The 20216-nt window shown below is 71.2% G+C and carries 14 protein-coding genes; 13 read left to right on the top strand and 1 reads right to left on the bottom strand.

Annotated features, from left to right (window positions below):
• Positions 1-20: 20 nt before the first annotated feature.
• The 8 genes from AB4112_RS20180 to AB4112_RS20145 all read left to right on the top strand — a co-directional run bounded on the left by AB4112_RS20180 (position 21) and on the right by AB4112_RS20145 (position 12115).
• On the top strand, positions 21-965 hold the full coding sequence (locus tag AB4112_RS20180) for an ABC transporter substrate-binding protein (RefSeq protein ID WP_441722556.1): 945 nt from the start codon (positions 21-23) through the stop codon (positions 963-965).
• A gap of 11 nt (positions 966-976) precedes the next feature.
• Positions 977-1915 (top strand): ABC transporter substrate-binding protein, encoded by a 939-nt coding sequence (locus AB4112_RS20175; protein WP_441722553.1) that lies wholly within the window; start codon positions 977-979, stop codon positions 1913-1915.
• Positions 1912-2454: a flavin reductase family protein gene (locus AB4112_RS20170; RefSeq protein ID WP_441722550.1), complete on the top strand. Its 543-nt coding sequence runs from the start codon at positions 1912-1914 to the stop codon at positions 2452-2454. Before AB4112_RS20175 ends, AB4112_RS20170 begins: the two co-directional genes overlap by 4 nt.
• Before the next feature lie 52 nt (positions 2455-2506).
• Positions 2507-3208, top strand: a complete 702-nt coding sequence (locus tag AB4112_RS20165; RefSeq protein WP_441722547.1) for an SDR family NAD(P)-dependent oxidoreductase — start codon at positions 2507-2509, stop codon at positions 3206-3208.
• 38 nt (positions 3209-3246) lie between these two features.
• Positions 3247-3426 (top strand): hypothetical protein, encoded by a 180-nt coding sequence (locus AB4112_RS20160; RefSeq protein ID WP_309793254.1) that lies wholly within the window; start codon positions 3247-3249, stop codon positions 3424-3426.
• Positions 3427-3442: 16 nt separating this feature from the next.
• Positions 3443-4405, top strand: coding sequence for an alpha/beta hydrolase (locus AB4112_RS20155; RefSeq protein ID WP_441722544.1), 963 nt, complete (start codon positions 3443-3445; stop codon positions 4403-4405).
• Positions 4406-4511: 106 nt separating this feature from the next.
• Complete coding sequence (gndA, locus tag AB4112_RS20150; RefSeq protein ID WP_441722541.1) at positions 4512-5939, top strand: NADP-dependent phosphogluconate dehydrogenase; 1428 nt, start codon at positions 4512-4514, stop codon at positions 5937-5939.
• 140 nt (positions 5940-6079) lie between these two features.
• The gene (locus AB4112_RS20145) at positions 6080-12115 is read left to right on the top strand and encodes an AAA family ATPase (protein ID WP_441722538.1); all 6036 of its coding nucleotides are present in this window, start codon (positions 6080-6082) and stop codon (positions 12113-12115) included.
• Here the strand turns inward: AB4112_RS20145 and AB4112_RS20140 are convergent.
• Entirely contained in the window at positions 12079-12831 is a 753-nt protein-coding gene (locus AB4112_RS20140; protein ID WP_441722535.1) for a response regulator, read from the bottom strand. The two genes, AB4112_RS20145 and AB4112_RS20140, sit on opposite strands and share 37 nt — an antisense overlap.
• Before the next feature lie 254 nt (positions 12832-13085).
• Here AB4112_RS20140 and AB4112_RS20135 point away from each other — a divergent pair, with 254 nt between their 5' ends.
• The 5 genes from AB4112_RS20135 (at position 13086) to AB4112_RS20115 (ending at position 20183) form a co-directional block, all read left to right on the top strand.
• Entirely contained in the window at positions 13086-14666 is a 1581-nt protein-coding gene (locus AB4112_RS20135; protein ID WP_441722532.1) for a flavin monoamine oxidase family protein, read from the top strand.
• Positions 14667-14718: 52 nt separating this feature from the next.
• A complete protein-coding gene (locus AB4112_RS20130; protein WP_441722529.1) occupies positions 14719-16329 on the top strand; it encodes a flavin monoamine oxidase family protein in 1611 nt (536 codons plus the stop codon).
• A 39-nt stretch (positions 16330-16368) separates the two neighbouring features.
• The gene (locus AB4112_RS20125) at positions 16369-18162 is read left to right on the top strand and encodes a thiamine pyrophosphate-binding protein (RefSeq protein ID WP_309793245.1); all 1794 of its coding nucleotides are present in this window, start codon (positions 16369-16371) and stop codon (positions 18160-18162) included.
• 36 nt (positions 18163-18198) lie between these two features.
• Positions 18199-19227 (top strand): 3-oxoacyl-ACP synthase III family protein, encoded by a 1029-nt coding sequence (locus AB4112_RS20120; RefSeq protein WP_309793244.1) that lies wholly within the window; start codon positions 18199-18201, stop codon positions 19225-19227.
• A 365-nt stretch (positions 19228-19592) separates the two neighbouring features.
• Positions 19593-20183 (top strand): hypothetical protein, encoded by a 591-nt coding sequence (locus tag AB4112_RS20115; RefSeq protein ID WP_309793243.1) that lies wholly within the window; start codon positions 19593-19595, stop codon positions 20181-20183.
• Positions 20184-20216: the final 33 nt, after the last annotated feature.

Raw genomic sequence — 20216 nt, 5'->3', positions numbered from 1 at the left:
GCCCGTTTGGAGAACTTACGATGAAGCGCATCCTGGCCGGCCTCGCGGTCGCCTTGGCGATGACCGGTGCGGCCCAGGCCGAGACCGTGCTGCGGATCGGCGACCAGAAGGGCGATGCCCGGGCGGTGCTGGAGGCGGCGGGCGCCCTGGCCGACCTGCCCTACCGCATCGAATGGAGCGAGTTTCCGGCCGCGGCGCCCCTGCTGGAGGCGCTGAACGCCGATGCCATCGACGCCGGCAGCGTCGGCGACGCCCCCTTCACCTTCGCCGCCGCGGCCGGGGTTCCGGTCAAGGCGATCGCCGCGATCCGGTCGAAGCAGGACGGCCTCGCCATCGTGGTGCCGGGGGATTCGCCGGTGAAGAGCCTGCAGGACCTGGTCGGCAAGAACATCGGCACCGGCCGCGGCTCGATCGGCCACCAGCTGATCCTGGCGGCGCTGGAGAATGCCGGGCTGAAGCCCGACGCGGTCAACATCGTGTTCCTGCTGCCGGCCGAGGCCAAGGCCGCCCTGTCCAGCGGCGCCATCGACGCCTGGTCGACCTGGGAGCCCTACACCTCGCAGCTGGAGCTGCTGGAGGGCGCCCGCCGGGTGGTCAACGGCAACGGCATCACCCCGGGCCTGAGCTTCTTCGTCGCCCGCGACGATGCGATCGACGGCAAGCGCGAGGCGCTGCAGGATTTCGTCGGCCGGCTGGCCAAGGCCCGCAACTGGGGCACCAGCAACTACCCCGCCTATGCCGCGAGCTGGAGCAAGCTGGTCGGCCTGCCGGAGAATGTGGCGCTGCAATACTTCGCCCGCCGCGACATCCGTCCCGCGGCGATCGACGACGCGGTGGTGAGCGACGAGCAGCGCACCATCGACCTCTATCTCCGCGCCGGGCTGATCCAGACCAAGCTGGATGCCGGCGCAATCCTTGACCGGTCGTTCAACGATCCGGTGCTGGCGGAGCTCGGCAAGAAATGATCGGTCCCCGAATGGTCCGGCGCCTCTTCCTCGGCCTCGCTTTGGCCGTCGCCGCTTTGCCCGCGGCCCGCGCCGAGACCGTGCTGCGCGTCGGCGACCAGGTGGCCGGCGTGCGCTCGCTGCTGGAGGCTGCGCACGCCCTGGACGACGTGCCCTACACCATCGAATGGTCGCAGTTCCCGGCCGCCGCGCCGCTCTTGGAGGCGCTGAACGCCGGGGCGCTGGATGTCGGCTTCACCGGCGACATCCCCTATCTCTTCGTCTATGCCGCCGGCGCCCCGGTCAAGGTGATCGGCGCCACCCGGTCGCAGCCGGGCGCCAACGCCGTGCTGGTGCCGAAGGATTCGCCGGCGCAGAGCTTTGCCGACCTGAGGGGCAAGCGCATCGCCGTCAACCGCGGCGGCAACGGCCATTTCGAGGCGCTGGGCCTGCTGGAGCATGCCGGACTGACGCCGGACGATGTCACCCTGGTGTTCCTCGGCCCGACCGACGCCAAATCGGCCTTCGCCGCCGGCTCGGTCGATGCCTGGGTGATCTGGGAGCCCTATGTCTCGATGGCCGTGGTCGGCGACGGGGCCCGGGTGGTCGCCGACGCCGCCGGGGTCTACCCCAGCAAGACCTTCGAGCTGGCGCATGACGACGCCATCGCCGGCAAGCGCGACGCGGTGCTGGACTTCCACCGCCGGGTCGAGCGGGCGAAGCTGTGGGCGCTGCAGCACCCCGAGCCGATCGCGGCCCAGATCTCCGCCCTGACCCGCATTCCCGAAGACATCGCCCTGCGCTCGCTGCGCACCAAGCAGGAGACGCCGATCGCGATCGACGACGCGGTCGTCGCCGAGACCCAGGGCGAGGCCGATCTGTTCACCCGCCACCACGTGCTGCCCGCTGCGCTCGACGTCTCCGCCGCGTTCGACCGCAGCTTCGGCACCAACGCCACGGCCGCGAAATGAGCCTCGACACCCTGATGGCCCTGGCCAGCACCAGCCTCGAGCCGCCGCCGGTCGCCTCCGACGCCTTCCGCGGCGCCATGCGCCACCTGGCCGGGGCGGTCAGCATCGTCACCGTCGGGCGGGGGGCGGAGCGCAACGGCCTGACCGCCACCTCGATGGTGTCGCTGTCGGTCGACCCGCCGACCCTGCTGCTGTGCGTCAACCGCTCCGCCTCGGCCTGGCCGCTGCTGGTCCGGCACGGGCATTTCGGCGTCAACGTGCTGGCGGCCTCGCAGCAGGCGATCGCCGACCGCTTCTCCGGCCGCAACGGCGAGAAGGGGGCCGAGCGCTTCGCCGGGGCCGAGTGGCTGGACCTCGCCACCGGCGCGCCGATCCTGGCCGACGCCCTGGTCGCCTTCGACTGCGAGCTGGAGGAGCGGATCGACCGCCACTCCCACGCCATCCTGATCGGCCGGGTGCGCGCCCTGCACGGGGTGCCGGCCGATGACGCCCTGCTGTACTGGCGCGGCGCCTATGGTGCGATTCAACCGGCCGGCTGACCTGCCGGATGCTACCTTCGCGCCCTGCCTTCGATATTTCGGACAGACAGCCATGACCCTCGAGACCCACAAGACCGCCCTGATCGTCGGTGCCGGCAGCGGCCTGAGCGCGTCGCTGGCCCGGCTGCTGGCGAAGCAGGGGCTGCAGGTCGCCCTGGCCGCCCGCGACACCGCCAAGCTGCAGCCGCTGGTCGAGGAGACCGGCGCCGTCGCCTTCGCCGCCGACACCGCCGATGCCGGTGCGGTGGCCGGGCTGTTCGACGCGGTGCAGGCCCGGTTCGGCGACCCCGACGTGGTGATCTACAACGCCAGCGGCCGGCTGCGCGGCCCGCTGGTCGACCTCGACCCCGCCGGGGTCGAGCGAGTGCTGGCGGTGACGGCGTTCGGCGGCTTCCTGGTCGGGCAGCAGGCGGCGCGGCGGATGCTGCCGCACGGCCGCGGCGCCATCCTGTTCACCGGCGCCTCGGCCAGCGTCAAGGGCTATGCCCGCTCCGGCCCCTTCGCCATGGGCAAGTTCGCCCTGCGCGGCCTGGCCCAGAGCATGGCGCGCGAGCTGGCACCGCAGGGCATCCATGTCGCCCATTTCGTGATCGATGGCCAGATCCGCGACGCCGCGCATCAGGGATCGCCGGACCGGCCCGACAGCACGCTGGACCCCGACGCGATCGCGCAGAGCTACCTCGCCGTGCTGCAGCAGCCGCGCAGCGCCTGGACCTGGGAGGTCGAGCTGCGGCCCTGGCTGGAGACGTTCTGAGGGGCGACCCCCCGGCACCTTGCATCGGGAGTCACGGGATGGATACGATCGGATGGCTGATCCACGCGCTGGAAAGCGCGCAGCCGGTCGATGACACCGATGGCGAACCCCGGCCGCCCGGCCGGGTCCGGCCATTGCCCTTCGCCGAGCCGCTGCCGCTGCTCCTGCTGGACCGCTTCTGGGCTGCCGCACGCGGCACCACCCGCGACGCCCGTTGACCGTCAAGGACGCGCCATGCCGGATTCCCTCGTCCGCCCCGAGCTGAACCCCGAATTCCTCGCCGTCCAGGCGCTGCTGCGCGACAGCGGCATCGTCCAGGCCGACGTGCTGGCGACCCCGACCCTGGTGGCGCGCGGCCACGCCCGCACCTACCAGGCCTTTCTCAACCAGGACCCGCCACCCTTGGCCCGGATCGAGGAGCATGTGCTGGCGCATCTGTCGCCGCCGCTGCGGGTCCGGCTGTACTACCCCGACGGCGCCACCGGCCCGCTGCCCGCCTATCTGCACGCCCATGGCGGCGGCTTCGCGATCGGCGACATCGACTCGCTGGACCGTTGGAAGCGCGAGGTCGCGCGCGACGCCGGGGTCGTGGTGGTGGGGCTGGAGTATGCCCTGGCGCCCGAACACAAGTTCCCGACGGCGCGCGACCAAGCGGTCGGCGCCATCGGCTGGCTGCGGGACAACGCGGCGGCGCTGGGCATCGATGCCGGCCGGATCGGCATCGGCGGCGATTCCGCCGGCGGCAACCTGGCCCTGACCACGCTGCTGCAGCTGCGCGATGCCGGCGATCCGCCCCTGCGCTTCGGCGCGATCGTCTACGGCATGCTGTCCGCCGACCATGACAGCCCGTCGCACCATGCCTTCGGCGACGGCAGCTATGGCCTGTCGACCGCGAAGCTGGACTGGTTCTGGGACCAGTACCTGCCCGACCCGGCGCTGCGCACCAGCGCCGTGGCCGCGCCGCTGACGGCGGATCTCGAAGGCCTGCCGCCGCTGCTGCTGCTTGCCGCCGGCCTCGACCCGCTGCTCGACGACACCCGCAACCTCGACGACCGGCTGACCCGGGCCGGCGTGCCGCACGACCTCAAGGTCTATCCCGACGTGCCGCACGGCTTCATCGCCCAGACCCGGCTGCTGGGCCGGGCGCGCGAGGCTCGCGCTGTGGTGGTCGAAGCCCTGACGCGACACCTGCTCTGACCCTTACGGCCCCACCACCGCCATGGACAAGTAACCAACGGTTTACTATCGATAGCCTCCGATCGTTGGGCCGTCTGATCATCAGCGGACAGAAAGAGGCATGGATATGAGCGACGCGGATATCGCAGTCGTCGGCTTGGGCGTGATGGGCCGGAACCTCGCCTTCAACATGGCGGAGAAGGGCTTCCGGGTCGCGCTGTACAACCGCAGCGTCGAGCGCATCGACGAGGCCATCGCGCTGGCCGGCCCGCTGGCCAAGAACCTGGTGGCCTGCCACACGCCAGAGGATCTGGTGGCCGCGGTGAAGAAGCCGCGCGCCCTGTTGCTGATGGTGCAGGCCGGCGACGCCGTCGACGAGACCGCCGCCCGGCTGCAGCCGCTGATGGACAAGGGCGACGCCCTGATCGACGCCGGCAACGCCAATTTCCACGACACGGTGCGGCGCGAGCATGCCCTGGCCGAAGTCGGGCTGGCCTATCTCGGCGTCGGCGTGTCCGGCGGCGAGGAAGGGGCGCGCCACGGCCCGTCGATCATGGTCGGCGGCAAGCCCGAGGTGTACGCCCGGGTCAAGCCGATCTTCGAGGCGATCGCGGCCAAGTTCCAGGACACGCCGTGCTGCGCCCTACTGGGCACCGACGGCGCCGGCCACTTCGTCAAGACCATCCACAACGGCATCGAATATGCCGACATGCAGATGATCGGCGAGATCTACGGCCTGCTGCGCCGCGGCCTGGGGCTGACCCCGGCCGAGATCGGCGACGTGTTCGAGCGCTGGTCCAAGGGCCCGCTGTCCTCCTACCTCGTCGACATCACCGCCACGGTGCTGAAGACGGTGGACCCCAAGACCGGCAAGCCGCTGGTCGACGTCATCGTCGACAGCGCCGGCCAGAAGGGCACCGGCCGCTGGTCGGCGATCGAGGCGCTGGCGCTGGGCGCCCCCGCCTCCTCGATCACCGCGGCGGTGGAGGCGCGCGGCGTCTCGGCCGAGCGCGCCCTGCGCAAGACCCTGTCCGAGCGCTTCCCGGGCGCGGCCCAGCCGCTGACGCTGGCCGGCAACCGCGAGGCGGCGATCGAGCTGCTGGAGCAGGCGCTGCTGGCCGGCAAGATCCTGGCCTACACCGAGGGCTTCGCCATCATGTCGGCGGCCTCGCGCGAATACGGCTGGAAGCTGCCGCTGGCCGAGGTCGCCCGGATCTGGCGCGCCGGCTGCATCATCCGCTCGACCCTGCTGGACCGCATCGCCTCGGCGTACGACCAGACGCCGGACATCGAGTCGCTGGTGCTGGCGCCGGGCCTGACGCCGCTGTTCGAGGCCGCCGCCGGGGCGCTGCCGGAGGTGGTGGCCGAGGCCTTCCGCCACGGCCATGCGGTGCCGGCCCTGTCGGCCGCGACCTCGCGCTGGCTGGCGCTGCGCCAGCCGCGCTCGACCGCCGACCTGACCCAGGGCCAGCGCGACTTCTTCGGCGCCCACGGCTTCGGCCGGATCGACGCCGAGGGCCAGCACCACGGCCCCTGGAGCCAGGGCGAGGGCTGATGCAGAAGAATCGCGCCCGGCTTCCCCGCCGCGACGGGAAGCGGGGCGCGGCCTGCGCAACCTGGGCGCGAACATCGCATTGAAAACCGATATAGACTGATCCTGGACGGCGGGCGGGGGCCTGCGCGGGAGGGCCGGACGTGTCGGACGAAGAGCACCGCTACACCAGGGGCGAGGACATCCGCCGCACCGCCGGCACCACGGTGTTCGCCGCCACCCTCGACCGCACCGGCCGGCGCGTCATCCTGAAGGCCGGCGGCGCCGAGGCGACCGTCAGCCTGATCGACCGGCTGCGCCACGAGCACGGCCTGATCTCGCGCTTCGCCAGCGACGACGTGGTCAAGGCCGTCGCGCTGCTGCCGACCTCGCCGGACGGGCCCGCCCTGATGCTCCAGGACATCGGCGGCATCACCCTGGCCGAGTGGGTCCAGGAGCACCGGCCGGCCCTGGCCGACCGGCTGGAGGCGGCCACGGCCGCGGCGCGCGGCCTGGCCCATGTCCATGCGGCCGGCGCCCTGCACGGCGACATCTCGGCCGACAACATCGTGGTCAACCCGGCCGACCGGCGGGTCAATATCATCGATTTCGGCGGCGCCGTCGCGCTGCCCCCCGGCGCCACCATCGCGGCGGACGCCATGCCGGCGGTGGTCGACCTCAGCGCCGTCGCGCCCGAGCGCACCGGCCGGATGAACCGCCCGGTCGACCACCGCGCCGACCTCTATTCCCTCGGCGCCGTGCTGTACCAGCTGTTCACCGGCCGGCCGCCCTTCGAAGGGGCCGAGGAGATCGAGCTGCTTCACGCCCATCTGGCGAAGCGGCCCGCGCCGCTGCAGGCGATTGCGCCCGAGGTCCCCGCCATCCTGTCCGAGATCGTGCAGACCCTGCTGATGAAGCAGGCGGAGGAGCGTTACCGCAGCGCCGCCGACCTGGCCGCGGACCTGGAGCGCTGCCGCGCCGCGCTGGCGGCGACCGGCCGGATCGCGCCCTTCGCGCTCAAGGCCGGCGGCGGCGCCGTGCCCTTCGAGTCCGACCCGACGCTGCATGGCCGCGCCGCCCCCCTGGCGGCGCTGCGCGACGCGGTGGGGACGGCGGCGGCCGGGCACACGGTGTTCGTGCGCATCGGCGGCGCCGCCGGCATCGGCAAATCCGCCCTGGCCCACGGCATCCGCGATGCGGTCGCGGAGGCCGGCGGCCGCTTCGCCGTCGGCAAGTTCGAGCAGCAGCAGCGCGACATGCCCTATCTCGGCCTGGCGCGCGGCTTCGACGCCCTGATCCGCGGCGTGCTGACCGAGCCGGATGAGCGGGTGGCGGCGTGGCGGGAGGCCCTGGCGGCCGCCCTGGGCCGCAATGCCGGCGCCCTGGTCGCGCTGGTTCCGGTGCTGGGGCAGCTGATCGGGCCGCAGCCCGCGCTGCCGTCGCTGGCCCCGGTCGAGGCCCGGCACCGGCTCGGCCAGCTGGTGCATGACTTCGTCGCCGTCTTCGCCGCGCCGGAGCATCCGCTGGTGCTGGTGCTGGACGACCTGCAATGGGCCGACCAGGCCAGCGGCGAGCTGCTGGCCCCGATCTGCAGCGCCGCCGCTTCGGGCGGGCTGCTGCTGATCGCCACCTGCCGCGACGAGGCGGCCGACGACGGCGCCGCCCTGCCGGACATCCTGGCGATCCTGGCCGAGCACATCGCCGACCGGCGCGACATCGCGCTGGCGGCGCTGGAGCCGGGCGACATCGGGGCCATGCTCGCCGGCGTCGCCGGCGCCACGCCGGGCCAGGCGGCGGCCGCTGCCGCGCTGATCCACGCCAAGACGCTGGGCAACCCGCTGTTCGTGCGCCAGCTGCTGAAGCATCTGTGGGACACCGGCGCGATCGGCGCCGCCGGCGGCTGGAACCTCGACCGCATCGCCCAGGTCGAGGCAACGGACAACGTGGTCGGCTTCCTGGCCGGGCGGATCGGCCACTTGCCGCCCGCGGTGCAGCGGCCGATCACGGCCGCCGCCTGCCTGGGCATGCAGATCGACACCGCGGTGCTGGGCCGGGTCCTGGAGCTGGAGGATTCCGCGCTGCGCCGCGCCCTGGACGCGGCAGTCTCGGACGGCATGCTGGTGGTCCGCGACGGCGAGTACGGCTTCGCCCATGACCGGATCCGCGAGGCCGCCCACCAGCTGGCCACCGATCGCTGCGCCATCCACCGCCGCATCGGCCTGCACCTGCTGGACACCACTCGGCCGGAAGACCTGCCGGCGGCGGCCTTCACCATCGCCCTGCACCTCAACGGCGCCGGCGACCCGGGCGACGACCCGGAATTCCGCGCCCGCTGCGCCGCGATCAACCTGCTCGCCGCCCGCCGGGCCCGGGCCGCCGCCGCGCTGGGCCCGGCGCGCGACTATGCCGAGACCGGCATGCGCCTGATCGATCCGGCGCTGTGGGACACCGGTCCCGACGAAATCGCCGAGGCCGCGCTGCTGCTGGCCGAATGCCGGGTGCTGACCCAGGACCATGCCGGCTTCGAGGCGGCGTTCGACGACCTGCTCGGCCGGCTGCGGGACGACGAGCGGCGCCTGCGCCTGCACCTGCTGAAGGTGCTCTCCCTGGATGCGCGGGCGCTGTACGCCCAGGCGATCAGTGCCGGGCTGACCGCGCTGCGCCTGGCCGACATCGACCTGCCCGCGACCCAGGAGGCGCAGCGGGCGGCGGTGGGCGCGGAGTTCGAGGCCTTCCAGGCGCTGATGGCCGGGCGGCCCGCCGAGGCCCTGCTGGACCTGCCGCGACTGACCGACGGCCGGCTGGCCGGGGCGATGCAGCTGCTGTTCCGCCTGGCGCCGGACGCCCATGACTCGCTGCAGCCTGAGCTGTTCGCGCTGATGGCGCTGCGCAACGCCAACCTGATGCTGCGGCACGGCCATGACAGCCTGGCCCCCGGCATCGTCATCACCCTGGCGCTGACCCTGCGCGGGCTGACCGGCGACACCGCCCTGGCCGACAGCTTCGCCCAGGTCGCCATCACCCTGGACGAGCGGCTGGGCCACCCGCTGACCGCCAGCGTGACCTTCGTCTACACCTACTTCCTGCAGCACTGGCTGCACCCGCTGGGCAACGCGCTGCAGCTCAATCTCGACGGCATCCGCGCCGGCTTCGAGATGGGCGACATGCAGTTCGGCTCCTACCACGCCGCCACCTATGCCATCCATCTGCTGTGCGACGGCGGGGCCCTGGCCGAGGTGGCCCGCATCGGCACCGACCATCTGCGCCTGATCGGCCGGCACAACCGGACGGCCGCCAACCACTGCCGCATCCAGGTCGAATTCGCCGAGGCCCTGATGGGCCAAACCGCCGCGCCGACCTCGCTGTCGCATGAGCGGGCGCTGTCGGTGGCGGAGGAGCTGGCCCATGTGGCGACGCTGGATGTCCCCGAGCGGGCCTACTATCTGGTGCGCAAGCTGCAGCTGGCGGTGCTGTTCCGCGACCTCGGCCCGGCCCGGACCTATGCCGAGGCCCTGCCGCAGGCCCTGCCCGCCGTCGCCAACAACTTCATCGAGGCCGAAGGCACCACCTTCCTGCTGCTCGCCACCCTGGCCGTCGGGGCAACGCAGGGGTCGGACTTCGCCGCCGCCCGGGCCCGGCTGCAGGGCTGGAGCGTGCTGAACCCCCACAATTTCGGCCACATGCACAGCCTGGTCGAGGCCGAGCTGGCGCGGGTCGAGGGCCGGGCCGCCGACGCGCTGCACCTGTATGGCGACGCCATCCGCGGCGCCGAGGCCGGCAAGTTCGTGCACTACACCGCGCTGGCCAATGAATGCGCCGGCCGCTTCTGCCTGGGCCTCGGCAACGAGGTCGCCGCCACCGCCCATCTGCGCGAGGCCGCGACCCTGTACGGCTATTGGGGCGCCGCGGCGAAGCGCACGGCGATCGAGGCGGAGTTCCCGCGCCTGGCCGTGCGCGCCCTGCGCGGCCGCTCGTCCCAGATCGATTCCACCAGCGTGTCGACCGAGGAGAGCCTGGACTTCCGCGCGGCGCTGCGGGCCGCCCGTTCGATCTCACGCGAGATCGACCTGCAGCGCCTGCTGCACATGGTGCTGGCGGCGATCCAGGAGAGCGCCGGCGCCGCCTATGGCGTGCTGGTGCTGCGGCGCGAGGACGGGCTGCATGTCGAGGCGATCGGCCGCCATGGCGACATCGCCACCAGCTTCGGCCAGGACTCGTCGCGGCTGGAGCACAGCCGGGCGGTGCCGCAGTCGATCCTGTCCTATGTGCTGCGGACTCGCGAGGCCCTGGTGCTGGACAACGCCCAGCATTCGCCTGAATTCTCCACGGATCCTTACATCCGCAGCCAGCGCGTCGTCTCAGTCCTGTGCGCCCCGCTCGACGAACGCGGCCAGGTCGACGGGCTGGTCTATCTCGAGAACAACCTGGCCGCCGGGGTGTTCAGCCCGCGCCGGCTGGAGATCGTGCACGTCCTGGCGGCCCAGGCGGCGATCGCGCTGGCCAATGCCCGGCTGTTCGCCGCGCTGGACACCGCCCGGACCGACCTGCTGCGCGCCAATGAAGGACTCGAGCAGAAGGTGGCCGAACGCACCACGGAGCTGGCCGAGGCCCGCAACCGCGCCGTGGCCAAGGAGCGCGAGGCGCGGCGGGCCAAGCGCGCGGCCGAGACCGCCAACCAGGCCAAATCCCGCTTCCTGGCCGTGGTCAGCCACGAGATCCGGACCCCGATGAACGGCGTCCTGGGCATGCTGCAGATCCTCGACCGCGACCGGCTGGAGGGAGAGCAGCGGCGCTATCTCGAGATCGCCGAGGAATCCGGCCGGTCGCTGCTGGAGCTGATCGACGGCATCCTCGACTACGCCCGGCTGGAGAACGACCAGGAGGCGCTGGACCTGCGCGACTTCGACCTGCACCGCCTGGTCGGCGACACGGTCGAGCTGATCCGCCCCCAGGCCGCGGCCAAGGGGCTGGTGCTGGCGCTGGCGATCGACGCGCCGCCGGACACTATCCTCTACAGCGACCCGCGTCGCCTCGGCCGGGTGCTGCTCAACCTGCTCGGCAACGCCGTCAAGTTCACCTCGCAGGGCCGCATCGCCGTTTCCGTCGCGCTCGAACCGGCGGCCGCGAAGCCGGGGCAGATCCTGCGCCTGGCGGTGCAGGACACCGGCATCGGCATCGCCCTGGAGATGCATGAGCGGGTGTTCGGCGACTTCATCCAGGCCGACACCTCGATCGCCCGGCACTATGGCGGCACCGGCCTGGGCCTGGCGATCTGCCGGCGGATCGCCGGCCTCTTGGGCGGCACCCTGACGCTGGAGAGCGACACCGGCGCCGGCAGCACCTTCCGCCTGACCGTGCCGGTGGCGCCGGGCACCGCGGTGCCGGAGGCCCCTGCCCCGGTCGCTGCCGGCCCCGCCCTGTCGGTGCTGGTGGTCGACGACGATCCGATCAACCGCGCCGTGGCCGCCGGGCTGCTGGGCCGGCTGGGCCATCGTGTGACCCTGGCCGACAGCGGCCAGGCCGGCATCGAGGCGGCGGCGACGGTCGGCTTCGACGTGGTGATGATGGATTTGCACATGCCCGGCATGGACGGGCTGGAGGCGACGCGGCGCATCCGGGCCCTGCCGGGCGAGCGGTCGCATGTCCAGATCCTGGCCCTGACCGCCGACCTGACCGACGGCAGCCGGCAGCGCTGCGCCCTGGCCGGGATCGAGCGCATCCTGGGCAAGCCGCTGCAGCTCGACGCCCTGCGCCGGATGCTGGCCGCCGTGTCCGACGCCGACCGACCGGCCGACCCGCCGGCGGCGCCGACGGATGCGACAACGTTGGTCGATGACGACTTCTTTGCAGAGCGCTACGAGATCCTCGGCGTGGCCGAGCTGGCCCGGCTGGCGCTGATGTTCCACCGCATCTCGCGGCCGATGATCCAGGCGATCGAGGCCGCGGCGGCCTCCGGCGACCGCCCGGCGCTGGCCCGGCTGGCCCATCGGATGAGCAGCTCGGCCGGCGCCATCGGGCTGGTGCAGCTGGCCCGCGGCGCCTCGACGATCGAGGCCCGCGCCGGGGAGGACGCGCCGGTCGACGCGCTGGTGGAGATGGCGGCAGGCCTGCTGCCGCTGCGCCGCGCCTCGCTGCAGGCGCTGTTTGCGCAGATGCGGGCGGCTCAACCTCTCGCGTCGGTGCGGACCCCCAGCTTGTAGCCGACCCCGGTCACGGTGACGATGACCGGCGGCCCGCCCTCCGGCGGCTGCAGCTTGCGCCGGAGCCGCGCCACCAGCGCGTCCACGGTGCGGTCGCCGACCTCGGTGTCGCGGTTGCTGACCACCTCGATCAGGTAGTCGCGGCTGAGCGGCCGGCCATTGGCCTGGACCAGCGCCGCCAGCAGGTCGAATTCGCCGCGCGTCACCCGCACCGGCACGCCGTCCCGCGTGGTCAGCTCGCGCCGGGTCTGGTCGAGCAGCCAGGAATCGAAGGTGATCACGGTGCGGCCGCGCGCCGAGTCGCGCTCCAGCTCGCGCCGGCGCAGCAGCGACCGGGCGCGGGCCAGCAGCTCGCGCAGCTTCACCGGCTTGGTGACGTAGTCGTCGCCCGCCAGCTCCAGCCCCAGGATGCGGTCGACCTCGCTGTCCTTCTGGGTGACGAAGATGATGCCGACCGCGCTGGCCGCGCGGATCTCGCGGGCCAGGTCGAAGCCGTCGCCATCCGGCAGCTGGATGTCGATGAAGATCAGGTCGGCTGGCCGTTGCTTCAGCGCCCGCCGGCACTCCGCCCCCGTCGCCGCCTCCTCGACCTCGAACCCCTGCTCGGCGAAATAGCGGGCGATCATCGAGCGGGTGACCGGATCGTCCTCCACCACGACCAGACGGTCGCGCCGCGTCCCGGGCCCCGAAACCGGACCCGCCACCGTGTTGGTCATCAGCCCTGCCCGTCCATCGGCCATCCTTACCCGGCGCCGCATCCCGCGGCCACCATGCGAACGGCCATTCAAGTCTTGTTCACATCACGCGAAGACCACCATGCTACACGAGTCGACAGAATTCGACAGCCGCTGGTGACGGATCGACAGGAATCGCACCATCGGGCGGGTTAGGATTCATAAGTATTTAGCGAAAATTGAGCATAAATCCCCGAACGGATCTTGTCAGACCCGAGTCAGGCAAGGAGGCAAGTATGTCCGAGCAGCAGAATGCCCCGACCTACCCGCATGTCCCGATCGGGGAGATGCTGCAACGGATCCGGCGAAACAATGCCGGGCACGGCCAGAAGCATGTCGTGATCCTGGGCGCCGGGATCACCGGCCTGGTCGCGGCCTACGAGCTGCAGCAGCTCGGCCACAGCGTCACCGTCCTGGAGGGCAGCGAGCGGGTCGGCGGCCGCATCCTGACCCACCACTTCAAGGACGGCAGCTACAACGAGCTGGGGGCGATGCGGGTCCCCGGCGCGCATGACTACACCCACTACTACATCGACCAGGCCGGCCTGGCGGGCCGGCTGATCCCGTTCGTCAACAGCGTCGACCAGAACTTCCTCGACATCCACCAGGTGGTCTGCCGGCTGAGCGACAGCCGCAGCCGGGTCTATCCCCGCTACGGCCTGCCGGAAACGCCGCCGACGCCGGCCGACGCCTATCCGCAGGACCCGGGCGGCGCGATCTTCGGCTGGGTGCTGGCCAACGCCATCGCGCCCCTGACCCCATTCGAGCAGGACAGCCTGTTCAAGGGCGAGCTGACCACCGACCGGCTGCGCTACCTCGACAGCCTGTCGCTGGGCGCCTTCCTCGACACCGTGCTGCCGCAGCAGGTCAAGCAGCTGGTCGGGGCCTACACCAGCCTGATCGTGTGGCTGGACAAGGCGGTGACCATGTTCATCCGCGACACCATCGTCGGCACCGGCAACAACCTGACCACGCTGCATGGCGGCATGAGCCAGATGCCGGAGACGCTGGCTGGGATGCTACGTCCCGGCACCGTCCGGCTGCAGCATGAGGTGACCCGGCTGCGCCTGGCGTCCGAGACCAGCGTCGAGATCGGCTATGTCGGCCCCGAGGGGCCGCAGATGCTGACCGCCGACTATGTGATGTGCACCCTGCCCTTCGGCATCATGCGGCGCCTGGACCTCGAAGGCTTCAGCTACCGCAAGCTGCAGTCGATCAGCGAGATGTCCTACGCCGCCTCGACCAAGGTCATCCTCGACTGCCGCGAGCGGTTCTGGCAGTCGCGCTACGGCATCTATGGCGGCGCCTCGATCTCCGACGGGATCCAGCGCCAGACCTACTATCCGATGGACCATCTGCAGGTCGAGCGCGGCCCGGTGCCGGCGAACGGCTGGTCCAACCCGCACACCGGCCCGGCGCATTCCGAACGGACGGGGCCCGCCCCCAACGCCGATGCCAGCCTGCCCGGCGCGCTGCTGGGCGCCTATTGCTGGGGCGACGACGCGCTGCGGCTGGGGCTGATGGAGCCGGACGCCCAGGTGGCAGCGGTCCGCCGCGGCATCGCCCGCTACCACCCGGAGATCATGGACGACAACATCGTCGTCGACTCCGCGTCGATCTGCTGGCAGTCGCACAAATGGTCGGCGGGCGCCTTCGCCTTCCTGCAGCCGAACCAGCTCGGCGCCATCTTCCTCGACGGCAAGAGGCCCGAGGGCCGGATGTTCTTCGCCGGCGAGCACTGCTCGCTCGACCAGGCGTGGATCCAGGGCGCGCTGATCGCCTCGCTCGAGGCGGTCGACCAGATCGTGAGCCTGTGACATGCCGTTCGCGGCGTCCGGGCAGACCATACGTCCAGAAGGGGTGAGGATCATGGGCACGGGACCTGACGGCGTGATCGACTGCGCCATCATCGGCGGCGGCATGGGCGGCGTGTACAGCGGCTGGCGGCTGGCCACGGCGCCGGATTCCAAGATCCCCGCCAGCGGCATCCACCTGTTCGAGATGAGCGACCGCATCGGCGGCCGGCTCGACACCATCCGCCTGCCCGGCATGCCGCATGTGCCGGTCGAGCTGGGCGGCATGCGGATCATGAAGTCCCAGTCGATCATCTGGGCCCTGATCCACCAGCTGGGCTTCGCGCCGATCCCGTTCCCGATGGGCGGCAGCCACAACCTGGCCTACCTCCGTGCCCACCGCTTCCAGGTCGGCCAGTATTCCGACCCCAGCCTGGTGCCGTACTGGCTGACCGAGCAGGAGCGCGGCAAGTCGCCGTCGCAGCTGGTGGTGCAGGCGATCGAGACCATCATCCCCGGCGCCACCGCGATGACCAACGAGCAGCTGCGCGCCGCCTGCGCCGTCGCCACGCTGAACGGCTTCCCGCTGCGCCAGCACGGCTTCTGGCAGGTGCTGCTGAACCTGCTGAGCGTCGAGGCCTACAACCTCGCTTTGGACGGCGGCGGCTTCAACACCGTGCTGACCAACTGGAACGCGGCCGAGGCCATTCCCTGGTACATGGAGGACTGGTCGACCGACCCGGACGCCACCCAGTACTACAGCCTGCCCGAGGGCTATGAGGCGCTGCCCTGGCGGCTGCGCGACGATTTCGTCGCGGCCGGCGGCGAGGTCCATCTGCGGCAGGAGCTGATCGCCTTCACCCGGCGGCGCGACGGCCTGTACGCCCTGACCTTCCACGACCACGGCATCGCGCATGACCATGTGGTGCTGGCCCGCCGCCTGATCCTGGCGATGCCGCAGCGGTCGCTGAACCGCATCGCCGAGCATCCACTGAACCGGGCCGGCCCGACCGAGTTCTTCACCAAGCCGGGCGTATCGGAGCTGCTGTCCACCGTCACCGGCCACGCCCTGTACAAGTTCGCCCTGGCCTACCCGCAGCCCTGGTGGCACATGCTGGGCCTGACCTCGGGCGATTCGGTCACCGACCTGCCGCTGCGCCAGGTCTACTACTTCGAGACCGAGGGCGAGCAGCCGGGCGGCGACCCGAACAACACCAACTCGCTGCTGGTCGCGGCCTACACCGACGGCGTGTCGGTCGACTATTGGGAGGGGGTGCGCAGCAGCGGCCCGCCCTTCGAGACCCAGCCCAACCCCTTCGTCGCGGCGGACACCCCCCGCCTGGGCGACCCCTACCGGATCAGCGCGCKGATGGTGGCCGAGGCGCACCGTCAGCTGGGCGAGGTGCACGGGCTGCCGGACGCGCCGCCGCCCTATGCCGCGGCCTTCCGCGACTGGGGCGACGACCCCTATGGCGGCGGCTGGCATTCCTGGAACATCGGCGTCGACACCAAGGCGGTGATGCCCAGGATCGTCAAGCCGGTGGCGCAGGACGAGGTTTATGTCTGCGGCGAATCCTACTCGACCTACCAGGGCTGGGTCGAAGGCGCGCTGCAGACCGCCGAAATGATGCTGACCGGGCATTTCGGCTTGGCCGCACTGGACATCGGCCTGGCCTCTGCGGCCTGATCGGACCCGCCCCGCCGCCCCTTCCGGAAAGACCGTCCCATGTCGCTGCCCATCACCAGCTACTACCGCTCCGTGACCGGCCGGACCGTGTCGCAGCTGCTGCTCGATTATCTCAAGCTCGAGGACGTCAAGCACATCTTCGGCATCCCGGGCGGCGGCATCATGTACCTGCTGAACGAGCTGCGGCTGCGCGAGGACGAGTTCACCTACGTCATCTGCAAGCACGAGACCGGCGCCGCCTATATGGCCGACGGGCTGCACCGGGTGACCGGGGGGCTGGGCGTCGTCCTGGTCACCACCGGCCCCGGCGCCCTGAACGCCCTGACCGGCGCCATGAACGCGCAGGCGGACCATTCGGCGGTCCTCACCATCACCGGCGAGGTCGCCGAAAGCTATTTCGGCAAGGGCTATCTGCAGCAGGGCGTCGACGGCACGCTGGACGTCAACGGCGTGTACCAGAACGCCGTCGAATACAGCACCATGATCCCGAACGCGAACGCCTTCGGCACGCTGTTCACCCAGGCGCTGCGCGACGCGCTGTCGATCCCGTTCCGCGCCACCCATGTCAGCGTGCCGGTCGACGTCTCGGACCTGGCCCCGACCGTGCCCGTCGCGTTCCCGACCAGCTGGGAGAACTACCGCACGGTGCCGACGGCCAGCGACCCGCAGCGCACCCGGCAGGCGCTCGAGCTGCTGCTGGCGGCGAAGCGGCCGCTGATCATGGTCGGCAATGGCAACCGCTTCGCCCTGCAGGGCGATCGTCTCAACCGCTTCATCGCCTTCGTCGAACGCTTCGGCATCCCGGTGATGACCTCGCCCGACGGCAAGGGGCTGTTCCCGGAGACACACGACCTGGCCCTGCGCAATTTCGGCCTGGCCGGCTGCATCTGGCCCAGCCTGTATGTCGGCGCCGCCGGCGGCGGCCCGGCCTATGACGCGCTGATGGTGATGGGATCGATGCTGGGCAACCTGGCGACCAGCAACTGGAGCCCGGCCCTGCTGCCGCAGGGTCCGCTGATCCAGGTCGATGCCGACCAGTCGGTGATCGGCCGGACCTATCCGATCCAGCTGGGCGTCGTCTGCGAACTCGGCCAGTTCATCGACGACCTCTGCGCCATGGGCGCGCTGGTCGAGCCGGACGCCTCTGCGGTGGCCGACCGCCGCGCCTATGTCCGCTGGATCCGCGACACCCACGCCCCCTGGTACGATCCGGAGAAGCGCATCTCCGACGCCGTGCCGATCCTGCCGCAATCGGCGATGCGGGTGATCAACGAGGTGGTGCCGCCCGGCAGCCACATCTTCATCGACTGCGCCAACTGCGTCGGCTGGTCGCTGAACGACCTGGCGATCGACCCGCCGACCCAGATCCACCTGTCGCTCGACACCGGGCCGCTGGGCTTCGGCGTCTGCTCCGTGATCGGCGGCAAGTTCGGCGCCCCGGACCGGACCTGCCTGTCGATCACCGGCGACGGCGCCTTCCTGATGCATGGCGCCGAGGTCTCGACCGCCGCCCAGTACAACATCGGCGCCATCTGGATCGTGCTGGAGAACAACGACCTGGCCATGGTCAGCCAGGGCAACGAGCATTTCTTCCCGGCCCCGCCGGTGCCGTCCTGGACCGACTACTACAAGCTGGGCAACCCCGACCTGGTGGACTTCGCCACCGGGCTGGGCGCCGACACCCGACGGGTGAACGACCCGGCCGGGCTGCGCACAGCACTGCTGGATGCCATCGAACAGGCCGAGACGCGCCGGCGGCCGCAGGTGATCGTGCTGGACATCGACCGGTCGGAAGTCCCGCCCTACTACGTGACGCCGCCGCAGGCCGGCTGACCTCCACTCTCAATGACCCCCTGCAAGGAACCCTGAATGGCTGACAAGGCGGCCCGCATCACCGGCGTCGGCTTCGCGGTGCCGGACCAGATCCGGACCAATGACGACCCGGTCTTCGACTGGATCCGGACCCACAGCACCAGCCATTCCGATCTGTTCCAGGGCATCGAGCGGCGGCGCGTGCTGGCGCCTGACGAGACCCTGGCCGGCCTGATGACCGCCGCGGCGCAGCGCGCCCTGGCGGATGCCGGGCTGGAGGCCCGCGACGTCGACCTGCTGATCGGCGGCGGCTCGGTCTCCGACTACGTCACCCCCAACACCTTGGTGCAGCTGCACCGCGACCTGGGCCTGCCGGCGCGCTGCCAGGCCCTGCCGATCGGCACCGAATTCACCACCTTCAATGACGGGCTGGTGCTGTCGGAGGCGCTGATCCGCACCGGCCGCGGCCTGCGCAACGCCCTGGTGGTCTGCGGCTGCAACTGGAGCCGCCATGTCAGCTATCGCGAGGCACCCTGCATCGGCTCCGCCGACGGCGCCGGCGCCGCGGTGATCGCCGTGACCGACGACCAGGACCGCTTCGCCCTGGTCGATGTCGTCACCGACACCGACACCAGCTTCTACGGCGCCATCCACGTGGCGCCCCGCGACGCCGGCGAGGCCGGCGAGGCCGGCGAGGTCGATCCAACACCGCCGCATTCGCCGCGGCTGTACACCGCGCCGCTGATGCATTTCGGCGCCGCGGCGGCGAAGTCCTTCCACGAATTCGGCATGACCGTGCCGCCGCGCACCGTCGACCGGCTGCTGCGCCGCAACCGGGTGTCGCCCGACCGGATCACGCTGATCTCGCACCAGGCCACCACCGTGCTGAGCGATGCGTGGGCGGCGGCGATCCGGCCCGCCCAGTACCTGACGACGCTGGCCGACTACGCCAACATGACCCTGGCCTCGGTCCCGGTCACGCTGGCCGCGCGCTATGGCGAGATCGACCAGGACAACCTGGTGCTGCTGACCATCGGCGTGCAGCAGCAGACCTCGGCCGTGCTGCTACGCCGCCGCCACGCGTAACGCCGCGACATCAGGAAATCATCGACTTGCGAACCGGCGTTCACAGGCCAGTCATAAGCCTGCGCATTCTTGGTTCTATAAACATCCGCAAGACAATCGAAGCGGGTCTTCCCGGAAATAAACATTCGCTTCGGTGATGTCACGATCGGCGGCGGTGGTCTTCGGATCCGATATCCCCAGACCGCCCGTTCGACCACCGCCGCCGGGCGGACAGATGCCTGAATGCTTGTCGTGGCCGCCCGGCCACGAGACCAAGGGGCGGCCCCCGCCGCCCATCCGATCCGCACACCCCGGTCGACCTTCGACGCCAGCGGCGTCGGACGCCGGCGGCACAGATCCGGCGGCAAGCCGGCAAAGGAGGTTTCATGGGCAGCACCGTGGGCGCTTCGGCAGAGATCATCGACGGCTCGGCCCTGTTCGCGTCGTTCGACCGGCAGAGCAGCGTCCCCACCGCCACCGGCGACCGGATCACCGCGCTGCGGGCGACGTTCCAGGCGGAGCAGCTCGACCTCGGCGACGTCCAGCGCAAGCTGGCGGATGCCGAGCTCGATCCCCCGATGGTGGTCGTCCAGGCCGACATCCTCGACATCCCCGAGCGCTTCAACTGGAAGCTGCGGGGCGCGACGCTGGTGATCGCGGCCCGGCAGGTGCGGATCGCCGGCAGCGCCATGGTCAATCTCGACTACCGCAGCGACGACGGCGCCAGCCTGATGCTGTTCGCCGGCGAGATCACCGGTGCGCTGCACGCCATCGCGCTGACCCCGGCGGACGGGCCCCAGCCGGTGATCTTCACCATCGACGCCGCGCCGGCGACGGGTGGGGTGCAGATCCGCCTGCGGGCCGACGGCTATCCCGAGGATGTGGCGCTGAACCCGGAGCGGGACCTGCCGGTGCCGCCGCTGGAGATCGACCAGTCGGGCGTGCGCGCCGACGTCCTGTTCGGCGCCCGGGTCTGAGGTCAGATCCGAAGTTTTGGGGAGGGGGATTGC

Source organism: Inquilinus sp. 2KB_23 (assembly GCF_052115705.1).
GTDB classification, from domain to species: Bacteria; Pseudomonadota; Alphaproteobacteria; order DSM-16000; family Inquilinaceae; genus Inquilinus; species Inquilinus ginsengisoli_A.
Note: the sequence above shows the minus strand (reverse complement) of the source record. Positions and strands in the feature narration are given on the sequence as shown.